Source organism: Geobacillus sp. E263, assembly GCF_007197795.1.
GTDB lineage: Bacteria > Bacillota > Bacilli > Bacillales > Anoxybacillaceae > Parageobacillus_B > Parageobacillus_B toebii.
Window position 1 is genome coordinate 3,334,195 of the sequence record NZ_CP041632.1, and the last position, 16,492, is coordinate 3,350,686.

Consider the following 16,492-nt stretch of genomic DNA (forward strand, 5'->3'; position numbering starts at 1 on the left):
TACCTCCTTTGCTTAATTATTTTTTCTTGTTTGCTACTGTACGGCGTGGACCTTTACGTGTACGAGCATTGTTTTTCGTATTTTGACCGCGAACTGGCAAGCCGCGACGATGACGAATACCGCGATAGCATCCGATTTCGATTAAGCGTTTGATATTTAGCGATACTTCGCGACGAAGATCTCCTTCTACTTTCAAACGACCAACGATTTCACGAATTCTTCCTAATTCTTCTTCTGTCAAATCACGAACGCGTGTATCTTCGGAAACGCCAGCCTCCGCTAAGATTTTTTTAGCAGTAGATTTACCGATTCCGTAGATATATGTTAACGAAATGACTACACGTTTGTCACGAGGAATATCTACACCTGCAATACGTGCCATACTATACACCTCCTTAAAGATTACCCTTGTCTTTGTTTATGTTTTGGATTTTCGCAAATTACCATAACTTTGCCACGTCTACGAATAACTTTGCATTTTTCGCAAATAGGTTTTACAGATGGTCTTACTTTCATGTCCTTTAACCTCCTTGTTGATGCGGAGTCCTTTATTTATAGCGGTACGTGATCCGACCGCGAGTCAAATCATACGGAGATAATTCTACCGTAACTTTATCTCCTGGTAAAATTCGAATGAAGTGCATGCGAATTTTGCCAGAAACGTGTGCCAATACCGTATGACCGTTTTCTAATTCTACACGGAACATGGCATTGGGCAATGTTTCGACAACGGTGCCTTCCACTTCAATTACATCGTCTTTAGCCATCGAACGGCTCTCCCTCCTTCGAATGAGTAACATAGTGTTAGGAAAAAACCGAACGCATACTATATCTACGAATTGCTACACGACCAGTTCCATCATGATTATATTAGAGAGTTGTTAAAATTTCATAGCCATTTTCTGTAATGGCAATCGTATGCTCAAAATGAGCACACATCTTTCCATCTACTGTAACGACCGTCCAGTTATCGGCAAGTGTTTTAACATAACGGCTTCCCGCATTTACCATCGGTTCAATACATAGCGTCATTCCTGGTTTCAAACGTGGCCCTTTATTTGGCGGACCATAATGCGGTATTTGTGGGTCTTCATGTAAGTTTTGACCAATTCCGTGCCCAACATACTCGCGGACAATCGAAAAATGATGGGATTCGACGTACGTTTGTATAGCATGGGAAATATTAGACAAACGGGCACCTGGTTTTGCTTCTTCTAATCCTATATATAAGGATTTTTCCGTTACTTCAAGAAGTTTTTTCGTTTCTTCCGCAATTTCCCCAACAGGATACGTCCATGCAGAGTCGGCATGATAACCATTATATTGGGCCCCGACATCAATGCTAATAATATCGCCTTCTTTTAACACCCGGTCACCAGGAATACCGTGAACGAGTTCTTCATTTACCGAAGCGCAAATGCTGCCAGGGAATCCGTTGTATCCTTTAAACGAAGGAATTGCCCCATGTTTCCGTATAACTGCTTCAGCAATCGCATCCAACTCTTTTGTCGTAATTCCAGGACGAATATGTTTTTCTAACTCTTGGCGAGTCAAAGCAACAATTTTTCCTGCCTCACGCATGATTTCAATTTCACGCGGAGTTTTGCAAATAATCATTATTGTAATCCCCCAAGAAGTTCACGAATGTCCGCAAATACTTTTTCAATGTCTTGCTGTCCGTTAATGTGGCGTAAATACCCTTTCTTTTCATAAAACTCAAGCAATGGCTGCGTTTGTTTTATATTGACTTCGAGACGGTTTGCCACCGTTTCCTCATTGTCATCTGCACGTTGGTACAGTTCACCGCCACATTTGTCACAAACACCAGACTTTGCTGGTGGGTTAAACACGAGGTGGTACGTTGCACCACAGTTTTTACAAATTCTTCTTCCAGTTAACCGCTCCATTAAAATATCTTTGTCGACTTGAATATGGATGACATAGTCGATCGAACGATTTAATTCCGCTAGAATGTTTTCTAATGCTTCCGCTTGAGCAACGGTCCGCGGAAACCCATCTAGCAAAAACCCTTTTTGGCAGTCATCTTTGCTTAAACGCTCGCGAACGATCCCAATCGTCACTTCATCAGGAACTAGATCGCCGCGGTCCATATACTCTTTCGCTTGCAGTCCTAATGGCGTCCCTTCTTTAATGGCAGCACGAAACATGTCGCCAGTCGAAATATGCGGAATCCCATATGTTTCAACAATTTTCTCCGCTTGAGTACCTTTCCCAGCGCCAGGCAATCCCATTAGTACTAAATTCATCCTCGCTCCCCCTCAGCTCTATAGAGGTTAGGGTACCCTTGACCTCTTTATTTAATAAAACCACGATAGTGACGTTTTACAAGCTGACTTTCAAGTTGTTTCATTGTCTCAAGCGCAACACCGACAACAATGAGCAAACTTGTTCCACCGATTTGAGCGGAAGGCGGCAATTTAGCAAATTCCACAAAGAAAACAGGAAGAATTGCAATAGCCGCTAAAAATAGCGAACCGACGAAAGTAAGCCGGTAAAGAATTTTCGTCACATATTCCTGCGTATTCTTTCCTGGACGTATTCCTGGGATGTAACCACCTTGTTTTTTCAAATTGTCCGCCATCTGTTCCGGATTAACTTGGACAAATGCATAGAAATACGTAAACGCAATAATTAATAGGACGTAAATAACCATGCCAACTGGTTGTGTATAATCAAATGTTTTCCGAATCCACAATGTTACATCATTCGAACCAAAAAACGATGCAATTGTCGGTGGAGCAACAAGAAACGACACAGCAAAAATAACCGGAATCACTCCCGCCGGATTTACTTTCAGCGGCAAGTGAGTAGAATGCCCGCCAACTGGGCTGCGTCCTTCCAGTCGTTTTGCGTATTGAATCGGAATTTTCCGGAATGCTTGTTGAATGTAAATAACGCCAACGATAACAACAACTACCGCTAACGCAACAAGCAGAAGCGTAACAATTCGTAAGAACAAATCTTCGCCGACGTTTTCAAATTGTTGAGCATAAATTTGGTTTAACACGGCAGGGATACCGGAGACAATCCCGGCAAAAATAATGATCGAAATGCCGTTTCCAACACCTTTAGCAGTAATTTGTTCTCCAAGCCACATTAGAAATGCAGTTCCGGCTGTTAACACCGTTGCAATTAACAGGTATGTCGGTATTCCAGGATTTTTAATGAGCGCTCCTGAAGCCAAGTTATTAAAACCGTATGACATTCCGAGCGCCTGAATAAAACCTAAAACGACCGTAAAATAGCGGGTAAACTGAGCTAATTTACGTCGTCCAACCTCACCTTGCTTCGACCACTCCGTAAATTTAGGAACAACATCCATCTGCAAAAGCTGCACGATGATGGATGCTGTAATATACGGCATGACGCCCATCGCAAAAATGGAAAAGTTTTGTAATGCTCCGCCGCCGAATATGTTCAGAACACCGAAAGCGTTCATTTGGTCTTGCACTTTTAATACATCCGCATTCACATTCGGCACAGGAATAAATGTCCCAATTCGGAACACGACGAGCATGAGAAGAGTAAAAATAATTTTTTTTCTTATATCACCGACGCGCATAAAGTTGGAGATTGTCCGAAACATTAAATCACCTCAGTTTTACCGCCAGCAGCTTCAATCGCTTCTTTCGCAGAAGCAGAGAATTTATGAGCTTTTACCGTTAACTTTTTCTCGATTTGGCCTTTTCCTAAAATTTTCACACCTGATTTCAATTTGCTGATTACGCCAGTTTCAAGCAGCAATTCAGGCGTTACTTCTGTACCGTCTTCAAAGCGATTTAACTTATCAAGGTTGACGATCGCATATTCTTTGCGATTAATGTTGGTAAAACCGCGTTTTGGAAGACGACGGAATAAAGGAGTTTGACCACCTTCAAAACCAAGGCGTACCCCACCGCCAGAGCGTGCATTTTGACCTTTTTGACCTCTACCAGACGTTTTACCTTTACCAGAACCGATACCACGGCCCACGCGAGTGCGTTCTTTGCGGGAACCTGGTGCTGGTTGTAATTCATGAAGTTTCATCGCGAAGCACCTCCTTATGATCATTATTCTTCAATTTCTTTTACTTTGACAAGGTGAGCGACTTTGTTAATCATCCCGCGAATCGCAGGATTATCATTATGAACGACGGTTTGGTGCATTTTGCGTAAACCTAACGTTTTCACTGTGATCCGTTGATCTTCTGGACGACCGATGACGCTGCGAGTGAGGGTAATCGCCAATTTTTTTGCCATTGTATTTCCCTCCTTATCCTAACAGTTCCTCAACTGTTTTACCGCGCAATCTCGCTACATCTTCTGCACGTTTTAATTGTTTTAACCCGTCAACAGTAGCGCGCACCATGTTAATTGGCGTGTTCGAACCGATAGATTTGGATAAAATGTCGCTAATACCCGCTAACTCTAATACAGCACGAGCTGGGCCACCAGCGATAACCCCTGTACCTTCGGATGCAGGTTTCAAAATGATTTTCCCTGCTCCAAAATGACCGATCACTTCATGAGGAATCGTTGTTCCAACAATCGGTACTTCAATTAAATTTTTCTTCGCATCTTCAATCGCTTTGCGGATCGCATCAGGAACTTCTTGTGCTTTTCCTGTGCCAAAACCGACATGACCGTTTTTATCGCCGACCACCACTAATGCGGAAAAGCGTAAACGACGTCCACCTTTTACTACCTTTGCAACACGGTTCACCGCTACTACGCGCTCTTCAAGTTCAAGTTTATTTGGATCGATACGACGCATCATTGTCCCTCCTTTATAATTAGAATTCTAAGCCAGCTTCGCGAGCAGCATCAGCAAGTGCTTTTACACGTCCGTGATATAAATATCCGCCGCGGTCGAAAACGACCTTTTTAATTCCTTTTTCTAACGCACGTTTTGCGACTAATTCGCCAACTTTTTTTGCTGCTTCGATATTTCCAGTCGATTCTAAGTCAAATTCTTTATCTAATGTAGAAGCGCTGACAATCGTTACTGCTTTCATATCATCAATAATTTGCGCATAAATGTGTTTATTAGAACGGAACACATTTAAGCGTGGACGTTCAGCAGTTCCAAATATTTTTTTGCGAACGCGCGCATGTCTTTTTTTACGAACTGCGTTACGGTCAACTTTTGTGATCATTTATGTCACTCCTTTCATTTCGCTAAGCTGCATTATTTGCCAGTTTTACCTTCTTTAAGACGTACGACTTCGCCTTCGTAGCGAATACCTTTGCCTTTATATGGTTCAGGTGGACGCACAGCGCGAATATTCGCGGCAAGTTCGCCGACACGTTGTTTGTCTGCACCTTTTACAACGATTTTTGTTTGTGAAGGAACTTCAATTTCTAATCCTTCTTCCGGTTCAATTTCTACTGGATGAGAAAAACCGACGTTCAGTACAAGTTTTTTACCTTGTTTCGCCGCACGATAACCGACACCGACTAATTCAAGCGCTTTTTCGTAACCTTTTGATACACCTTCAACCATGTTTGCAAGCAAACTGCGAGTCGTACCATGAAGAGCACGATGGCGTTTTTCGTCGCTCGGGCGAGTAACAGTGATTACATTATCTTCTACTTTAATTGTCATATCTGGATGAAAAGTGCGAGTCAATTCGCCTTTTGGTCCTTTCACTGTAACGGTATTGCCGTTAACCGTTACTGTTACACCAGACGGAATTTCAATTGGCTTTTTACCAACACGTGACATGCATAAACACCTCCATTCTTAGCAAAATGAATTACCATACGTATGCGATTACTTCGCCGCCAGTTCCTTTTTGACGTGCTTCTTTATCTGTTAAAATGCCTTGAGATGTAGAAAGGATCGCAATCCCTAAACCGTTCAATACGCGAGGCACTTCATGGGCTTTAACATAAACGCGCAAACCAGGTTTGCTGATGCGTTTCAAACCGGTAATTACACGTTCGTTATTTGGGCCGTATTTTAAGAAAATACGAAGAATGCCTTGCTTATTATCTTCAATGTATTCAACATCACGAATAAATCCTTCGCGTTTTAAAATTTCCGCGATTTCACGTTTCATTTTCGAAGCAGGCACTTCGAGCTTCTCGTGACGTACCATATTCGCATTACGAATGCGAGTGAGCATATCTGCAATTGGATCTGTCATCACCATATGTTTTACCTCCTTCCCAATTCATGGGTTTATTACCAGCTTGCTTTTTTAATGCCTGGAAGTTGACCTTTGTATGCTAATTCACGGAAACAAATACGGCAAAGTTTAAATTTGCGATAAACCGAATGCGGACGACCGCAGCGTTCGCAACGGGTGTACGCTCTTACTTTAAACTTTGGCGTACGTTTTTGTTTCGCGATCATTGATTTTTTAGCCACGATTTCGCCTCCCTTATTTTACAGATGGGATTCATTATTTTTGGAATGGCATACCGAGTAATGTTAATAGTTCACGAGCCTCTTCGTCCGTTTTCGCTGTAGTAACAATAACGATATCCATACCGCGAACTTTATTTACTTTATCGTAATCAATTTCAGGGAAAATCAATTGTTCTTTAATTCCTAACGTATAGTTACCGCGACCATCAAACGACTTTTTCGATACTCCACGGAAATCACGAACACGCGGAAGAGATACAGAAATAAGTTTGTCTAAGAAATCATACATGCGTTCTCCACGCAATGTCACTTTCGCACCGATTGGCATTCCAGCGCGAAGACGGAATCCAGCGATTGATTTTTTCGCACGAGTTACAACCGGTTTTTGACCAGCGATTAATGTTAATTCTTCTACAGCACTATCAAGTGCTTTTGGATTTTGTACCGCATCACCAACACCCATGTTGATGACGATTTTTTCGATTTTTGGAACTTGCATTATAGATTTATAGTTGAACTTGCTCATTAAAGCAGGAGTCACTTCTTTTAAATACTTCTCTTTCAGGCGGTTCATAAGAGTACCTCCTTTCTGACATCACAATTATTTATCTAAAATCTCACCAGATCTTTTTGCATAACGTACTTTTTTGCCATCTACAATCTTATATCCAATACGTGTTGGAAGTCCCGTTTTTGGATCTAAAGGCATTACTTTAGATACGTGAATTGGTGCCTCTTTTGTGATAATACCGCCTTGTGGATTTGCTTGAGATGGTTTTGCGTGTTTTTTAACGATATTGACACCTTCAACAATCACACGGTTTTTCTTAGGAAATGAAGCAAGGATCACGCCTTGTTTTCCTTTATCTTTGCCGGAGATTACTTGTACTTTATCACCTTTTTTTACATGCATCGCAGTTCGCACCTCCTTAAAAGGCTTTTCCTGTCCGTTAAATTACTTCTGGAGCTAAAGAAATGATTTTCATAAAGTCTTTGTCACGTAATTCACGTGCAACAGGTCCGAAAATACGTGTGCCACGCGGGCTTTTATCATCACGAATAATGACGCAAGCATTTTCATCAAAGCGGATATAAGAACCGTCAGAGCGACGAACACCACGTTTCGTACGAACAACTACCGCTTTCACTACTTGACCTTTTTTAACAACGCCACCTGGTGTCGCTTCTTTAACTGTCGCAACGACCACATCGCCAATGTTTGCGTAGCGGCGACCAGAACCGCCTAATACTTTAATGACAAGCACTTCACGTGCGCCTGAGTTATCAGCTACTTTTAAACGAGATTCTTGTTGAATCATTGACGAAACCTCCTTTCGGAATTATATCACGATCCGAACATAGATAATGATTAAACGATAACTGCTTTTTCAACGATTTCTACTAAACGGAAACGCTTCGTTGCAGAAAGCGGGCGAGTCTCCATAATTTTTACGATATCGCCGACTTTTGCGATGTTGTTTTCATCATGCGCTTTATATTTTTTTGAATATTTCACGCGTTTGCCGTAAAGCGGATGTTTTTTGTATGTTTCAACAAGAACAGTAATGGTTTTATCCATTTTGTCGGATACAACGCGGCCTACGTACACTTTGCGTTGATTGCGCTCACTCATGTCGCAAACCTCCTCTCAAACGGTTATTTTTTTGCGCTCGCAGCAATCTCTCTTTCGCGGATAATCGTTTTCATACGTGCGATATCTTTACGCACTTGACGGATGCGTGCTGTGTTTTCTAATTGCCCTGTTGCCAATTGGAAGCGAAGGTTGAATAATTCTTCTTTTAACGCTTTAATTTTTTGTTCGATTTCGGCAGTGGTAAGTTCACGAATTTCTTTAGCTTTCATTTGCTTCACCACCAATTTCTTCACGTTTTACAAACTTGCATTTAATCGGAAGTTTGTGAGAAGCAAGACGCAATGCTTCACGTGCTACTTCCTCAGAAACACCGGCAACTTCAAACATCACTTTACCTGGTTTTACAACAGCTACCCAACCTTCAGGAGCACCTTTACCGGAACCCATCCGTACTTCCAATGGTTTTGCTGTATATGGTTTAGAAGGGAAAATTTTAATCCAAACTTTACCGCCACGTTTCATATAACGAGTCATCGCACGACGAGCAGCCTCGATTTGTCGGTTTGTGATCCAAGCAGATTCTAGCGCTTGTAATCCGTATTCACCGAAATGTACTTCCGTACCGCCTTTTGCGCGCCCTTTCATGCGTCCGCGATGTTCACGACGATATTTTACGCGTTTTGGCATTAACATAATTATTTTCCTCCTTCCTCAGTTTTCTTTTTTGTCGGAAGGACCTCTCCACGATAAATCCATACTTTTACACCAAGTTTTCCGTATGTTGTATCTGCTTCTGCAGTTGCATAATCGATGTCAGCACGAAGCGTGTGGAGTGGAACAGTTCCTTCACTGTAATGTTCAGAACGTGCGATATCCGCACCGCCAAGACGACCGGATACCATTGTTTTAATCCCTTTTGCTCCTGCGCGCATTGCACGTTGAATCGCTTGTTTTTGCGCACGACGGAACGAAACGCGGTTTTCAAGTTGGCGAGCAATGTTTTCGGCAACTAGTTTCGCATCTAAATCTGGCTTTTTGATTTCAACAATGTTAATGTGAACACGTTTGCCAGTTAATTGCGTTAATGCCTTGCGAAGCGCCTCTACTTCTGAACCACCTTTTCCGATCACCATGCCTGGTTTCGCTGTGTGAATCGTAATGTTAACGCGGTTTGCTGCACGTTCAATTTCAATGCGAGATACTGCAGCGTCTTGTAAACGTTTATTAATATACTCACGGATTTTTAGATCCTCATGTAAAAGGTCCGCATAATCTTTTTCAGCGTACCATCTAGAGTCCCAGTCACGAATAATGCCGATGCGGAGACCGACCGGATTCACCTTTTGACCCACTGATTATCCCTCCTTCTTTTCTGAAACAACGATGGTGATATGGCTTGTGCGTTTATTAATTGCGCTAGCACGACCCATTGCGCGCGGACGGAAACGTTTCAATGTTGGTCCTTCGTCAACGTATGCTTCCGTAATCACTAATTTGTTGACATCCATATCGTAGTTATGTTCAGCGTTTGCTACTGCAGATTTTAAAACTTTTTCAATAATCGGAGAAGCAGCTTTTGGTGTGTGGCGAAGAATTGCGACTGCCTCACCAACTTCTTTTCCTCGAATTAAGTCAATCACTAAACGTGCCTTACGAGGAGCAATACGGACTGTTCGTGCAACAGCTTTAGCTTGCATGTGTTGAACCTCCTCTCATTAACGTTTTGTTTTCTTATCGTCGCCAGCGTGTCCTCTGAACGTACGTGTTGGTGCGAACTCACCAAGTTTATGTCCTACCATATCTTCTGTGATATAAACCGGTACGTGTTTGCGTCCATCGTATACGGCGATCGTGTGACCAACAAATTGTGGGAAAATAGTGGAACGACGAGACCATGTTTTAATCACTTGTTTTTGTCCTGTTTCATTTAATTTTTCGATTTTTTTCATTAAATGCTCATCACAGAATGGACCTTTTTTTAAGCTGCGACCCATAAATGAACCTCCCTTCGTGATTGCTCTACGGTTCTTAAGAACCGTAGTTCAACCCCGTTATTTTTTACGACGACGTATAATGAATTTATCCGATTTGTTTTTCTTTTTTCGTGTTTTAAAGCCAAGTGTTGGTTTACCCCAAGGAGTCATTGGAGATTTGCGTCCGATTGGTGCTTTACCTTCACCACCACCGTGTGGGTGATCAACAGGGTTCATAACCGAACCGCGAACTGTCGGGCGAATACCTAACCAACGAGCGCGACCTGCCTTACCGATCTTCACAAGCTCATGCTGCTCATTGCCTACTTCCCCAACTGTTGCACGGCAAGCACCTAAAATCATGCGGACCTCGCCAGATGCAAGACGAACAATAACGTATTTTCCTTCTTTACCAAGCACTTGCGCAGATGTACCAGCAGCGCGGACCAATTGTCCACCTTTTCCTGGTTTTAGTTCGATATTGTGCACAAACGTACCAACTGGAATATTTTCAAGCGGCAATGCGTTACCCACTTTAATATCTGCATCTGGTCCGGACATAATTTCCATGCCTACTTTTAGGTTTTTCGGCGCAATGATATAACGTTTTTCACCATCTGCATAGTGAATTAACGCAATGTTTGCAGAACGGTTTGGATCATACTCGATTGTAGCAACGCGGCCTGGAATTCCATCTTTATCACGTTTAAAGTCAATAATACGATATTGACGTTTATGACCGCCACCTTGATGACGTACCGTAATTTTTCCTTGGTTGTTGCGGCCAGCTTTTTTCTTTAATGGCGCAAGCAACGATTTTTCCGGCTGATCTGTTGTGATTTCTGAGAAGTCAAGAACTGTCATACCACGACGACCATTTGACGTCGGTTTATATTTTTTAATCGCCATGTTTGTTTCCCTCCTTCGCTTTTAAACTATACTTCGAACAATTGGATATCCTTGCTGTCTGGCGTTAACGTTACAATCGCTTTGCGGCGACGGTTTGTATAACCGCTGTAACGACCAACGCGTTTGAATTTTCCTTTATAGTTCATGATGTTTACTTTTTCTACTTTAACACCAAAAATTTTTTCTACTGCTTCTTTCACTTCTGTTTTATTCGCTTTTACATCTACTTCAAACGTATATTTTTTTTGAGCCGTTAAATTCATCGTGTTTTCCGTGATGATGGGGCGCTTAATAATATCACGAGGATCTTTCATTATGCAAGCACCTCCTCTACTTTCTCCACGGCCGCTTTCGTGATTACAAGTTTATCATGATTTAATACATCAAGAACGTTAATGCCGTTCGCTGTAACCACGGTAACGCCAGGAATATTGCGTACGGATAATGTGAGATTTTCGTTCACATCATCAGTTACAATTAACGCTTTGCGATCAACAGAAAGGTTATTTAAGATTTTCACCATTTCTTTTGTTTTTGGAGCTTCTAATGTTAAGTTATCTAAAACAACAATGTTGTTTTCAAGAACTTTAGAAGATAACGCTGACTTAATTGCTAAGCGACGAACTTTTTTCGGCAACTTATAGCTGTAGCTACGCGGAACAGGACCAAATACCGTACCACCACCACGCCATTGTGGAGCGCGAATAGAACCTTGACGAGCACGTCCTGTACCTTTTTGACGCCATGGTTTGCGGCCGCCGCCACTTACTTCAGCGCGATTTTTTGTTTTGTGCGTTCCTTGACGCAAAGAAGCACGTTGCATAATAACCGCTTCAAATAACACATGTTTATTTGGCTCAATGCCAAATACGGAATCGTTCAGTTCGATTTCTCCGATTGTTTCTCCGCTCTGGTTATACAATGCTACTTTTGGCATTGGATAGTTCCTCCTTTCCTAGCAAAGTATTATTTTGCTTTTGCTTTCACTGCGCTTTTAACGATGACTAATCCTTTTCTTGGACCAGGTACGTTTCCTTTAATAAGAAGAAGGTTGCGTTCTGGATCCACTTTGACAATTTTTAAGTTTTGGATTGTTACACGTTGGCCACCCATGCGACCTGGCAATTCTTTTGATTTAAATACACGGTTTGGAGCAATCGCACCCATTGAACCAGGACGACGATGATAGCGAGAACCGTGTGCCATTGGCCCGCGAGATTGTCCATGACGTTTGATTGCGCCTTGGAATCCTTTCCCTTTTGAAATTCCAGTAACATCAACAATATCGCCTTCAGCGAAAATATCTACTTTGACTTCCTGACCAACTTCATATTCATCAATATTTGCGCCGCGAATTTCACGGATGAAGCGCTTAGGTGCAGTATTCGCTTTCGCAGCATGACCGATTTGCGGTTTATTGGCGCGTTTTTCGCTTATATCTTCAAAACCTAATTGAATCGCTTCGTAACCGTCTTTTTCAATTGTTTTCTTTTGCAATACCACGTTTGGAGTCGCTTCGATGACGGTTACAGGAATTAAGTCGCCGTTTTCCGCGAATACTTGCGTCATACCAATTTTTCTCCCTAAGATTCCCTTGGTCATTCGTCACACCTCCTGCTAAATTAAAGTTTAATTTCAATATCAACACCAGACGGTAAGTCAAGACGCATTAATGAATCTACCGTTTGTGGAGTAGGATTTACGATATCGATCAAACGTTTATGTGTACGCATTTCGAATTGTTCACGAGAGTCTTTATACTTGTGAACAGCACGCAAAATCGTATAAACAGTTCTTTCCGTTGGCAACGGAATCGGACCGGACACTTTTGCCCCGGAACGTTTCGCTGTTTCTACGATTTTCTCAGCAGATTGATCAAGAATTCGATGATCGTAAGCTTTTAAACGGATACGAATTTTTTCCTTTGCCATTGTTTTCCCTCCTTCTTCGCCTATTTTGAAAATAGACATTCTCCATGGAAATTTCCTGCACACTCGCCATGGCAAAGCGACCGGGTGTGTCAGCAACCTTCCACTTCATCGCAGTCAAAGACCAACATTTGATATTATACAGATATGTAAACGAGATTGCAAGCAATTTCTTTGTTTTTTCTACACACTTATTATATTATACATAGCTAATGAGCATTTTCAACTTGTCAAAAAATTGCGCAAACAAAATAAAAGCAGGTTTGCAAACGCAAACCTGCTTTTTAGTAGGGCTGTTATTATTCAATAATTTCAGATACAGAACCAGCGCCTACTGTACGTCCGCCTTCACGGATCGAGAATTTTGTACCTTCTTCGATCGCGATTGGCGCGATTAATTCTACTGTCATTTCAACGTTGTCGCCAGGCATAACCATTTCAACGCCTTCTGGAAGCGTGATGATGCCTGTTACGTCTGTTGTACGGAAGTAGAATTGTGGACGGTAGTTAGAGAAGAATGGAGTATGACGTCCACCTTCTTCTTTCGTTAAAACGTAAACTTGTGCTTTAAATTTTGTGTGTGGTGTGATAGAGCCTGGTTTTGCCAATACTTGACCGCGTTCTACTTCATCACGAGATACCCCGCGAAGAAGTGCACCGATGTTGTCACCAGCTTCTGCTTGGTCAAGAAGTTTCCGGAACATTTCTACACCAGTAACCGTTGTAGATTTTGGCTCGTCAGAAAGACCAACGATTTCTACAGCGTCACCAACTTTTAACGTACCGCGTTCAACACGGCCAGTTGCAACTGTACCACGACCAGTGATCGAGAATACGTCTTCGATTGGCATCATAAATGGTTTGTCAATTTCACGTTGTGGAGTTGGAATGTATTCATCAACTGCATTCATAAGTTCAATAATTTTTTCTTCCCATTGTGGATCGCCTTCAAGTGCTTTTAACGCAGAACCTTTGATAACAGGTACTTCATCGCCAGGGAAGTCATATTCAGATAATAGATCGCGAACTTCCATTTCAACTAGTTCTAACAATTCTTCGTCGTCTACCATATCGCATTTGTTCAAGAATACAACGATGTATGGTACACCTACTTGGCGAGAAAGAAGAATGTGTTCGCGAGTTTGTGGCATTGGACCGTCAGCTGCAGACACAACAAGAATTGCGCCGTCCATTTGCGCTGCGCCTGTGATCATGTTTTTCACGTAGTCAGCGTGACCAGGGCAGTCAACGTGAGCGTAGTGGCGTTTATCAGTTTCATACTCAACGTGTGCAGTAGAGATTGTGATACCGCGTTCGCGTTCTTCTGGAGCAGCATCGATTTGATCGTATGCTTTAGCTTGTGCTTTACCTTGTTTTGCAAGAACTGTTGTAATTGCAGCAGTTAACGTAGTTTTACCATGGTCAACGTGGCCGATAGTACCAATATTGACGTGTGGTTTCGTACGTTCGAATTTCTCTTTAGCCATTATAGTATCCTCCTTAAAATTAGAATAATTAATTTTTAAATTAAAAATTAAATTTATAATTATAGAATGCCCGGGAGCAAACACTTGTCATATTTGCTCCCAAGTCTTACATAAGTATTTATAGCGAAACTGCAGACAGAAATCAATTATTCACCCTTATTTTTTTTGATGATTTCATCTGCAATGTTTTTCGGAACTTCTTCATAATGGTCAAATACCATCGTGAATGTTCCACGTCCTTGTGTGTTAGAGCGTAGCGAAGTAGCGTATCCAAACATTTCCGCTAGTGGAACCATCGCGCGAACGACTTGCGCGTTGCCGCGAGCTTCCATACCTTCTACGCGTCCACGGCGGGAAGTGATATCACCCATAATATCGCCAAGATATTCTTCTGGAATAATTACTTCGACTTTCATGATTGGCTCAAGCAACACAGGGTCACATTTAGTCGCAGCGTTTTTCAATGCTAAAGAAGCTGCGATTTTGAACGCCATTTCGCTGGAGTCGACATCATGGTAAGAACCATCAAATAGTTTCGCTTTGATGTCGACCACTGGATATCCGGCAAGAACCCCGTTTTGCATTGCTTCTTCAAGACCTGCTTGGACTGCCGGTATATATTCTTTCGGAACAACCCCACCGACAATCGCGTTTTCGAATTCGAACCCTTTTCCGCGTTCGTTTGGCGAGAATTCAATCCAAACGTGACCGTATTGACCGCGACCACCAGATTGACGGATGAATTTCCCTTCCACTTGCGCCGATTTGCGGAATGTTTCGCGGTATGCAACTTGTGGAGCGCCAACATTCGCTTCCACTTTAAATTCACGGCGCATACGGTCAACGATGATGTCAAGATGGAGCTCACCCATACCAGCAATGATCGTTTGGCCAGTTTCCGGATCTGTCCAAGCACGGAATGTTGGGTCTTCTTCTTGTAACTTTTGCAATGCTTGGCTCATTTTATCTTGGTCTGCTTTTGATTTTGGCTCAATGGCTACGTTAATAACTGGTTCAGGGAATTCCATTGATTCTAATACAACAAGGTTCTTTTCATCACATAGAGTATCGCCTGTTGTTGTATCTTTTAAACCTACAGCTGCCGCGATGTCACCGGCATATACTTTCGAAATTTCCTGACGGTGGTTCGCATGCATTTGTAGGATACGACCGATACGTTCGCGTTTGCGTTTTGTCGAGTTCATGACATATGAACCAGAATCAAGCGTACCAGAGTACACGCGGAAGAACGTTAATTTACCAACGTAAGGGTCAGTCATGATTTTGAACGCTAATGCTGCGAACGGAGCGTCATCGTCTGCTTCACGAACTACTTCTTCTTCTGTATCCGGAACGACCCCTTTAATTGGAGGGATGTCCACAGGAGAAGGCAGATAGTCTACAACTCCGTCAAGCAATAACTGAACCCCTTTGTTTTTAAATGCGGAGCCGCAGAATACAGGGAAGAATTCCACGCTAATCGTCGCTTTACGAATCGCAGCTTTCAATTCTTCTTTTGTAATTTCTTCCCCTTCTAAATATTTCATCATAAGCTCTTCATCTAATTCCGCAACTGCTTCAATGAGCTTGTTGCGATATTCTTCCGCCATATCGCGGTAATCTTCTGGAATTTCAATGCGCTCAATATTTTTGCCAAGCTCATCATGATAATGGTACGCGCACATTTCCACAAGGTCAATAATGCCGGAGAATTGGTCCTCCGCGCCGATTGGCAATTGCACAGGATGCGCGTTTGCTTGCAAGCGGTCATGAAGCGTTTTTACGGAATACAAAAAGTCCGCGCCAATTTTATCCATTTTGTTAACGAATACGATACGTGGAACCCCGTATGTAGTCGCTTGGCGCCATACTGTTTCTGTTTGCGGTTCTACACCAGATTGCGCGTCAAGAACAGTGATCGCACCGTCAAGTACACGAAGAGAACGTTCAACTTCTACCGTAAAGTCTACGTGCCCTGGTGTATCGATGATATTGATGCGATGCCCTTTCCATTGTGCTGTTGTCGCAGCAGATGTAATCGTAATCCCGCGCTCTTGTTCTTGTTCCATCCAGTCCATTTGGGAAGCACCTTCATGAGTTTCCCCAATTTTATGAATACGGCCAGTATAGAACAAGATGCGCTCTGTTGTTGTCGTCTTACCAGCGTCAATATGCGCCATAATCCCAATGTTTCGAGTGTTTTCTAAGGAGAACTCTCTTGCCATGGTG

General features: G+C 42.4%; 29 protein-coding genes. All 29 read right to left on the bottom strand.

From position 1 onward, the window contains the following. Positions 1 to 16: 16 nt before the first annotated feature. The gene (gene rpsM / locus FNL97_RS17045; protein WP_012748902.1) at positions 17 to 382 is read right to left on the bottom strand and encodes a 30S ribosomal protein S13; all 366 of its coding nucleotides are present in this window, start codon (positions 380 to 382) and stop codon (positions 17 to 19) included. 20 nt (positions 383 to 402) lie between these two features. Then, positions 403 to 516, bottom strand: a complete 114-nt coding sequence (gene rpmJ, locus FNL97_RS17050; protein WP_003247619.1) for a 50S ribosomal protein L36 — start codon at positions 514 to 516, stop codon at positions 403 to 405. A gap of 32 nt (positions 517 to 548) precedes the next feature. Continuing rightward, positions 549 to 767: a translation initiation factor IF-1 gene (infA, locus tag FNL97_RS17055; protein ID WP_003247618.1), complete on the bottom strand. Its 219-nt coding sequence runs from the start codon at positions 765 to 767 to the stop codon at positions 549 to 551. A 103-nt stretch (positions 768 to 870) separates the two neighbouring features. Then, positions 871 to 1,617, bottom strand: coding sequence for a type I methionyl aminopeptidase (map, locus tag FNL97_RS17060; RefSeq protein ID WP_012748901.1), 747 nt, complete (start codon positions 1,615 to 1,617; stop codon positions 871 to 873). Continuing rightward, the gene (locus tag FNL97_RS17065; protein ID WP_012748900.1) at positions 1,617 to 2,267 is read right to left on the bottom strand and encodes an adenylate kinase; all 651 of its coding nucleotides are present in this window, start codon (positions 2,265 to 2,267) and stop codon (positions 1,617 to 1,619) included. The genes map and FNL97_RS17065 overlap by 1 nt, the downstream gene beginning before the upstream one ends. Positions 2,268 to 2,314: 47 nt before the next feature. Next, positions 2,315 to 3,607 carry a preprotein translocase subunit SecY gene (gene secY / locus FNL97_RS17070; RefSeq protein WP_143416237.1) on the bottom strand — a complete coding sequence of 431 codons (1,293 nt, stop codon included), beginning with the start codon at positions 3,605 to 3,607 and terminating at the stop codon, positions 2,315 to 2,317. Continuing rightward, positions 3,607 to 4,047 carry a 50S ribosomal protein L15 gene (rplO, locus tag FNL97_RS17075; protein WP_012748898.1) on the bottom strand — a complete coding sequence of 147 codons (441 nt, stop codon included), beginning with the start codon at positions 4,045 to 4,047 and terminating at the stop codon, positions 3,607 to 3,609. The genes secY and rplO overlap by 1 nt, the downstream gene beginning before the upstream one ends. A gap of 23 nt (positions 4,048 to 4,070) precedes the next feature. After that, the gene (gene rpmD / locus FNL97_RS17080; protein ID WP_063166981.1) at positions 4,071 to 4,259 is read right to left on the bottom strand and encodes a 50S ribosomal protein L30; all 189 of its coding nucleotides are present in this window, start codon (positions 4,257 to 4,259) and stop codon (positions 4,071 to 4,073) included. A gap of 13 nt (positions 4,260 to 4,272) precedes the next feature. After that, entirely contained in the window at positions 4,273 to 4,773 is a 501-nt protein-coding gene (gene rpsE / locus FNL97_RS17085; protein ID WP_012748896.1) for a 30S ribosomal protein S5, read from the bottom strand. Positions 4,774 to 4,792: 19 nt separating this feature from the next. Then, positions 4,793 to 5,155 carry a 50S ribosomal protein L18 gene (rplR, locus tag FNL97_RS17090; protein ID WP_012748895.1) on the bottom strand — a complete coding sequence of 121 codons (363 nt, stop codon included), beginning with the start codon at positions 5,153 to 5,155 and terminating at the stop codon, positions 4,793 to 4,795. A 32-nt stretch (positions 5,156 to 5,187) separates the two neighbouring features. Then, positions 5,188 to 5,724: a 50S ribosomal protein L6 gene (gene rplF, locus FNL97_RS17095; RefSeq protein ID WP_062677096.1), complete on the bottom strand. Its 537-nt coding sequence runs from the start codon at positions 5,722 to 5,724 to the stop codon at positions 5,188 to 5,190. Positions 5,725 to 5,755: 31 nt separating this feature from the next. After that, complete coding sequence (rpsH, locus tag FNL97_RS17100) at positions 5,756 to 6,154, bottom strand: 30S ribosomal protein S8 (protein WP_012748893.1); 399 nt, start codon at positions 6,152 to 6,154, stop codon at positions 5,756 to 5,758. Between the two features lie 32 nt (positions 6,155 to 6,186). After that, positions 6,187 to 6,372 carry a type Z 30S ribosomal protein S14 gene (locus FNL97_RS17105; RefSeq protein WP_003247599.1) on the bottom strand — a complete coding sequence of 62 codons (186 nt, stop codon included), beginning with the start codon at positions 6,370 to 6,372 and terminating at the stop codon, positions 6,187 to 6,189. Positions 6,373 to 6,406: 34 nt separating this feature from the next. Then, entirely contained in the window at positions 6,407 to 6,946 is a 540-nt protein-coding gene (gene rplE, locus FNL97_RS17110; protein WP_012748892.1) for a 50S ribosomal protein L5, read from the bottom strand. Between the two features lie 27 nt (positions 6,947 to 6,973). Continuing rightward, on the bottom strand, positions 6,974 to 7,285 hold the full coding sequence (gene rplX / locus FNL97_RS17115; RefSeq protein ID WP_062677095.1) for a 50S ribosomal protein L24: 312 nt from the start codon (positions 7,283 to 7,285) through the stop codon (positions 6,974 to 6,976). Between the two features lie 37 nt (positions 7,286 to 7,322). Next, positions 7,323 to 7,691 (bottom strand): 50S ribosomal protein L14, encoded by a 369-nt coding sequence (gene rplN, locus FNL97_RS17120; RefSeq protein ID WP_003247583.1) that lies wholly within the window; start codon positions 7,689 to 7,691, stop codon positions 7,323 to 7,325. Between the two features lie 50 nt (positions 7,692 to 7,741). After that, positions 7,742 to 8,005 (bottom strand): 30S ribosomal protein S17, encoded by a 264-nt coding sequence (rpsQ, locus tag FNL97_RS17125; RefSeq protein WP_003247581.1) that lies wholly within the window; start codon positions 8,003 to 8,005, stop codon positions 7,742 to 7,744. Positions 8,006 to 8,028: 23 nt separating this feature from the next. Continuing rightward, complete coding sequence (gene rpmC / locus FNL97_RS17130) at positions 8,029 to 8,235, bottom strand: 50S ribosomal protein L29 (RefSeq protein WP_062677094.1); 207 nt, start codon at positions 8,233 to 8,235, stop codon at positions 8,029 to 8,031. Further along, a complete protein-coding gene (gene rplP, locus FNL97_RS17135; RefSeq protein ID WP_062677093.1) occupies positions 8,225 to 8,659 on the bottom strand; it encodes a 50S ribosomal protein L16 in 435 nt (144 codons plus the stop codon). The genes rpmC and rplP overlap by 11 nt, the downstream gene beginning before the upstream one ends. Before the next feature lie 2 nt (positions 8,660 to 8,661). Continuing rightward, on the bottom strand, positions 8,662 to 9,318 hold the full coding sequence (gene rpsC / locus FNL97_RS17140; protein WP_012748889.1) for a 30S ribosomal protein S3: 657 nt from the start codon (positions 9,316 to 9,318) through the stop codon (positions 8,662 to 8,664). Positions 9,319 to 9,321: 3 nt separating this feature from the next. Continuing rightward, complete coding sequence (rplV, locus tag FNL97_RS17145) at positions 9,322 to 9,663, bottom strand: 50S ribosomal protein L22 (RefSeq protein ID WP_012748888.1); 342 nt, start codon at positions 9,661 to 9,663, stop codon at positions 9,322 to 9,324. Between the two features lie 18 nt (positions 9,664 to 9,681). Continuing rightward, entirely contained in the window at positions 9,682 to 9,960 is a 279-nt protein-coding gene (rpsS, locus tag FNL97_RS17150) for a 30S ribosomal protein S19 (protein WP_003247570.1), read from the bottom strand. A gap of 57 nt (positions 9,961 to 10,017) precedes the next feature. After that, positions 10,018 to 10,848: a 50S ribosomal protein L2 gene (gene rplB / locus FNL97_RS17155; RefSeq protein ID WP_062677092.1), complete on the bottom strand. Its 831-nt coding sequence runs from the start codon at positions 10,846 to 10,848 to the stop codon at positions 10,018 to 10,020. A gap of 26 nt (positions 10,849 to 10,874) precedes the next feature. After that, positions 10,875 to 11,162 carry a 50S ribosomal protein L23 gene (rplW, locus tag FNL97_RS17160; RefSeq protein WP_062677091.1) on the bottom strand — a complete coding sequence of 96 codons (288 nt, stop codon included), beginning with the start codon at positions 11,160 to 11,162 and terminating at the stop codon, positions 10,875 to 10,877. After that, positions 11,162 to 11,785: a 50S ribosomal protein L4 gene (gene rplD, locus FNL97_RS17165; protein ID WP_143416238.1), complete on the bottom strand. Its 624-nt coding sequence runs from the start codon at positions 11,783 to 11,785 to the stop codon at positions 11,162 to 11,164. The genes rplW and rplD overlap by 1 nt, the downstream gene beginning before the upstream one ends. A 29-nt stretch (positions 11,786 to 11,814) precedes the next feature. Next, a complete protein-coding gene (gene rplC / locus FNL97_RS17170) occupies positions 11,815 to 12,450 on the bottom strand; it encodes a 50S ribosomal protein L3 (RefSeq protein ID WP_012748884.1) in 636 nt (211 codons plus the stop codon). 20 nt (positions 12,451 to 12,470) lie between these two features. Next, on the bottom strand, positions 12,471 to 12,779 hold the full coding sequence (rpsJ, locus tag FNL97_RS17175; RefSeq protein WP_003247558.1) for a 30S ribosomal protein S10: 309 nt from the start codon (positions 12,777 to 12,779) through the stop codon (positions 12,471 to 12,473). 296 nt (positions 12,780 to 13,075) lie between these two features. Beyond that, positions 13,076 to 14,263, bottom strand: a complete 1,188-nt coding sequence (tuf, locus tag FNL97_RS17180) for an elongation factor Tu (protein ID WP_143416239.1) — start codon at positions 14,261 to 14,263, stop codon at positions 13,076 to 13,078. 146 nt (positions 14,264 to 14,409) lie between these two features. After that, positions 14,410 to 16,488 (bottom strand): elongation factor G, encoded by a 2,079-nt coding sequence (gene fusA / locus FNL97_RS17185; protein ID WP_143416240.1) that lies wholly within the window; start codon positions 16,486 to 16,488, stop codon positions 14,410 to 14,412. Positions 16,489 to 16,492 lie beyond the last annotated feature (4 nt).

What these genes read in the sequence shown, in the direction of transcription:
- infA (WP_003247618.1), bottom strand. Translation starts at nt 767, where the DNA reads ATGGCTAAAGACGATGTAATTGAAGTGGAAGGCACCGTTGTCGAAACA.
- rpmD (WP_063166981.1), bottom strand. Translation starts at nt 4,259, where the DNA reads ATGGCAAAAAAATTGGCGATTACCCTCACTCGCAGCGTCATCGGTCGT.
- FNL97_RS17065 (WP_012748900.1), bottom strand. Translation starts at nt 2,267, where the DNA reads ATGAATTTAGTACTAATGGGATTGCCTGGCGCTGGGAAAGGTACTCAA.
- rplC (WP_012748884.1), bottom strand. Translation starts at nt 12,450, where the DNA reads ATGACCAAGGGAATCTTAGGGAGAAAAATTGGTATGACGCAAGTATTC.
- rpsM (WP_012748902.1), bottom strand. Translation starts at nt 382, where the DNA reads ATGGCACGTATTGCAGGTGTAGATATTCCTCGTGACAAACGTGTAGTC.
- rpsE (WP_012748896.1), bottom strand. Translation starts at nt 4,773, where the DNA reads ATGCGTCGTATCGATCCAAATAAACTTGAACTTGAAGAGCGCGTAGTA.
- rpsJ (WP_003247558.1), bottom strand. Translation starts at nt 12,779, where the DNA reads ATGGCAAAGGAAAAAATTCGTATCCGTTTAAAAGCTTACGATCATCGA.
- rplW (WP_062677091.1), bottom strand. Translation starts at nt 11,162, where the DNA reads ATGAAAGATCCTCGTGATATTATTAAGCGCCCCATCATCACGGAAAAC.
- tuf (WP_143416239.1), bottom strand. Translation starts at nt 14,263, where the DNA reads ATGGCTAAAGAGAAATTCGAACGTACGAAACCACACGTCAATATTGGT.
- rpsH (WP_012748893.1), bottom strand. Translation starts at nt 6,154, where the DNA reads ATGGTGATGACAGATCCAATTGCAGATATGCTCACTCGCATTCGTAAT.
- rpsS (WP_003247570.1), bottom strand. Translation starts at nt 9,960, where the DNA reads ATGGGTCGCAGCTTAAAAAAAGGTCCATTCTGTGATGAGCATTTAATG.
- rplN (WP_003247583.1), bottom strand. Translation starts at nt 7,691, where the DNA reads ATGATTCAACAAGAATCTCGTTTAAAAGTAGCTGATAACTCAGGCGCA.
- rplF (WP_062677096.1), bottom strand. Translation starts at nt 5,724, where the DNA reads ATGTCACGTGTTGGTAAAAAGCCAATTGAAATTCCGTCTGGTGTAACA.
- rplR (WP_012748895.1), bottom strand. Translation starts at nt 5,155, where the DNA reads ATGATCACAAAAGTTGACCGTAACGCAGTTCGTAAAAAAAGACATGCG.
- rpsQ (WP_003247581.1), bottom strand. Translation starts at nt 8,005, where the DNA reads ATGAGTGAGCGCAATCAACGCAAAGTGTACGTAGGCCGCGTTGTATCC.
- rpmJ (WP_003247619.1), bottom strand. Translation starts at nt 516, where the DNA reads ATGAAAGTAAGACCATCTGTAAAACCTATTTGCGAAAAATGCAAAGTT.
- secY (WP_143416237.1), bottom strand. Translation starts at nt 3,607, where the DNA reads ATGTTTCGGACAATCTCCAACTTTATGCGCGTCGGTGATATAAGAAAA.
- rplB (WP_062677092.1), bottom strand. Translation starts at nt 10,848, where the DNA reads ATGGCGATTAAAAAATATAAACCGACGTCAAATGGTCGTCGTGGTATG.
- rplP (WP_062677093.1), bottom strand. Translation starts at nt 8,659, where the DNA reads ATGTTAATGCCAAAACGCGTAAAATATCGTCGTGAACATCGCGGACGC.
- map (WP_012748901.1), bottom strand. Translation starts at nt 1,617, where the DNA reads ATGATTATTTGCAAAACTCCGCGTGAAATTGAAATCATGCGTGAGGCA.
- rplO (WP_012748898.1), bottom strand. Translation starts at nt 4,047, where the DNA reads ATGAAACTTCATGAATTACAACCAGCACCAGGTTCCCGCAAAGAACGC.
- rplD (WP_143416238.1), bottom strand. Translation starts at nt 11,785, where the DNA reads ATGCCAAAAGTAGCATTGTATAACCAGAGCGGAGAAACAATCGGAGAA.
- rpmC (WP_062677094.1), bottom strand. Translation starts at nt 8,235, where the DNA reads ATGAAAGCTAAAGAAATTCGTGAACTTACCACTGCCGAAATCGAACAA.
- rplV (WP_012748888.1), bottom strand. Translation starts at nt 9,663, where the DNA reads ATGCAAGCTAAAGCTGTTGCACGAACAGTCCGTATTGCTCCTCGTAAG.
- fusA (WP_143416240.1), bottom strand. Translation starts at nt 16,488, where the DNA reads ATGGCAAGAGAGTTCTCCTTAGAAAACACTCGAAACATTGGGATTATG.
- rplX (WP_062677095.1), bottom strand. Translation starts at nt 7,285, where the DNA reads ATGCATGTAAAAAAAGGTGATAAAGTACAAGTAATCTCCGGCAAAGAT.
- rplE (WP_012748892.1), bottom strand. Translation starts at nt 6,946, where the DNA reads ATGAACCGCCTGAAAGAGAAGTATTTAAAAGAAGTGACTCCTGCTTTA.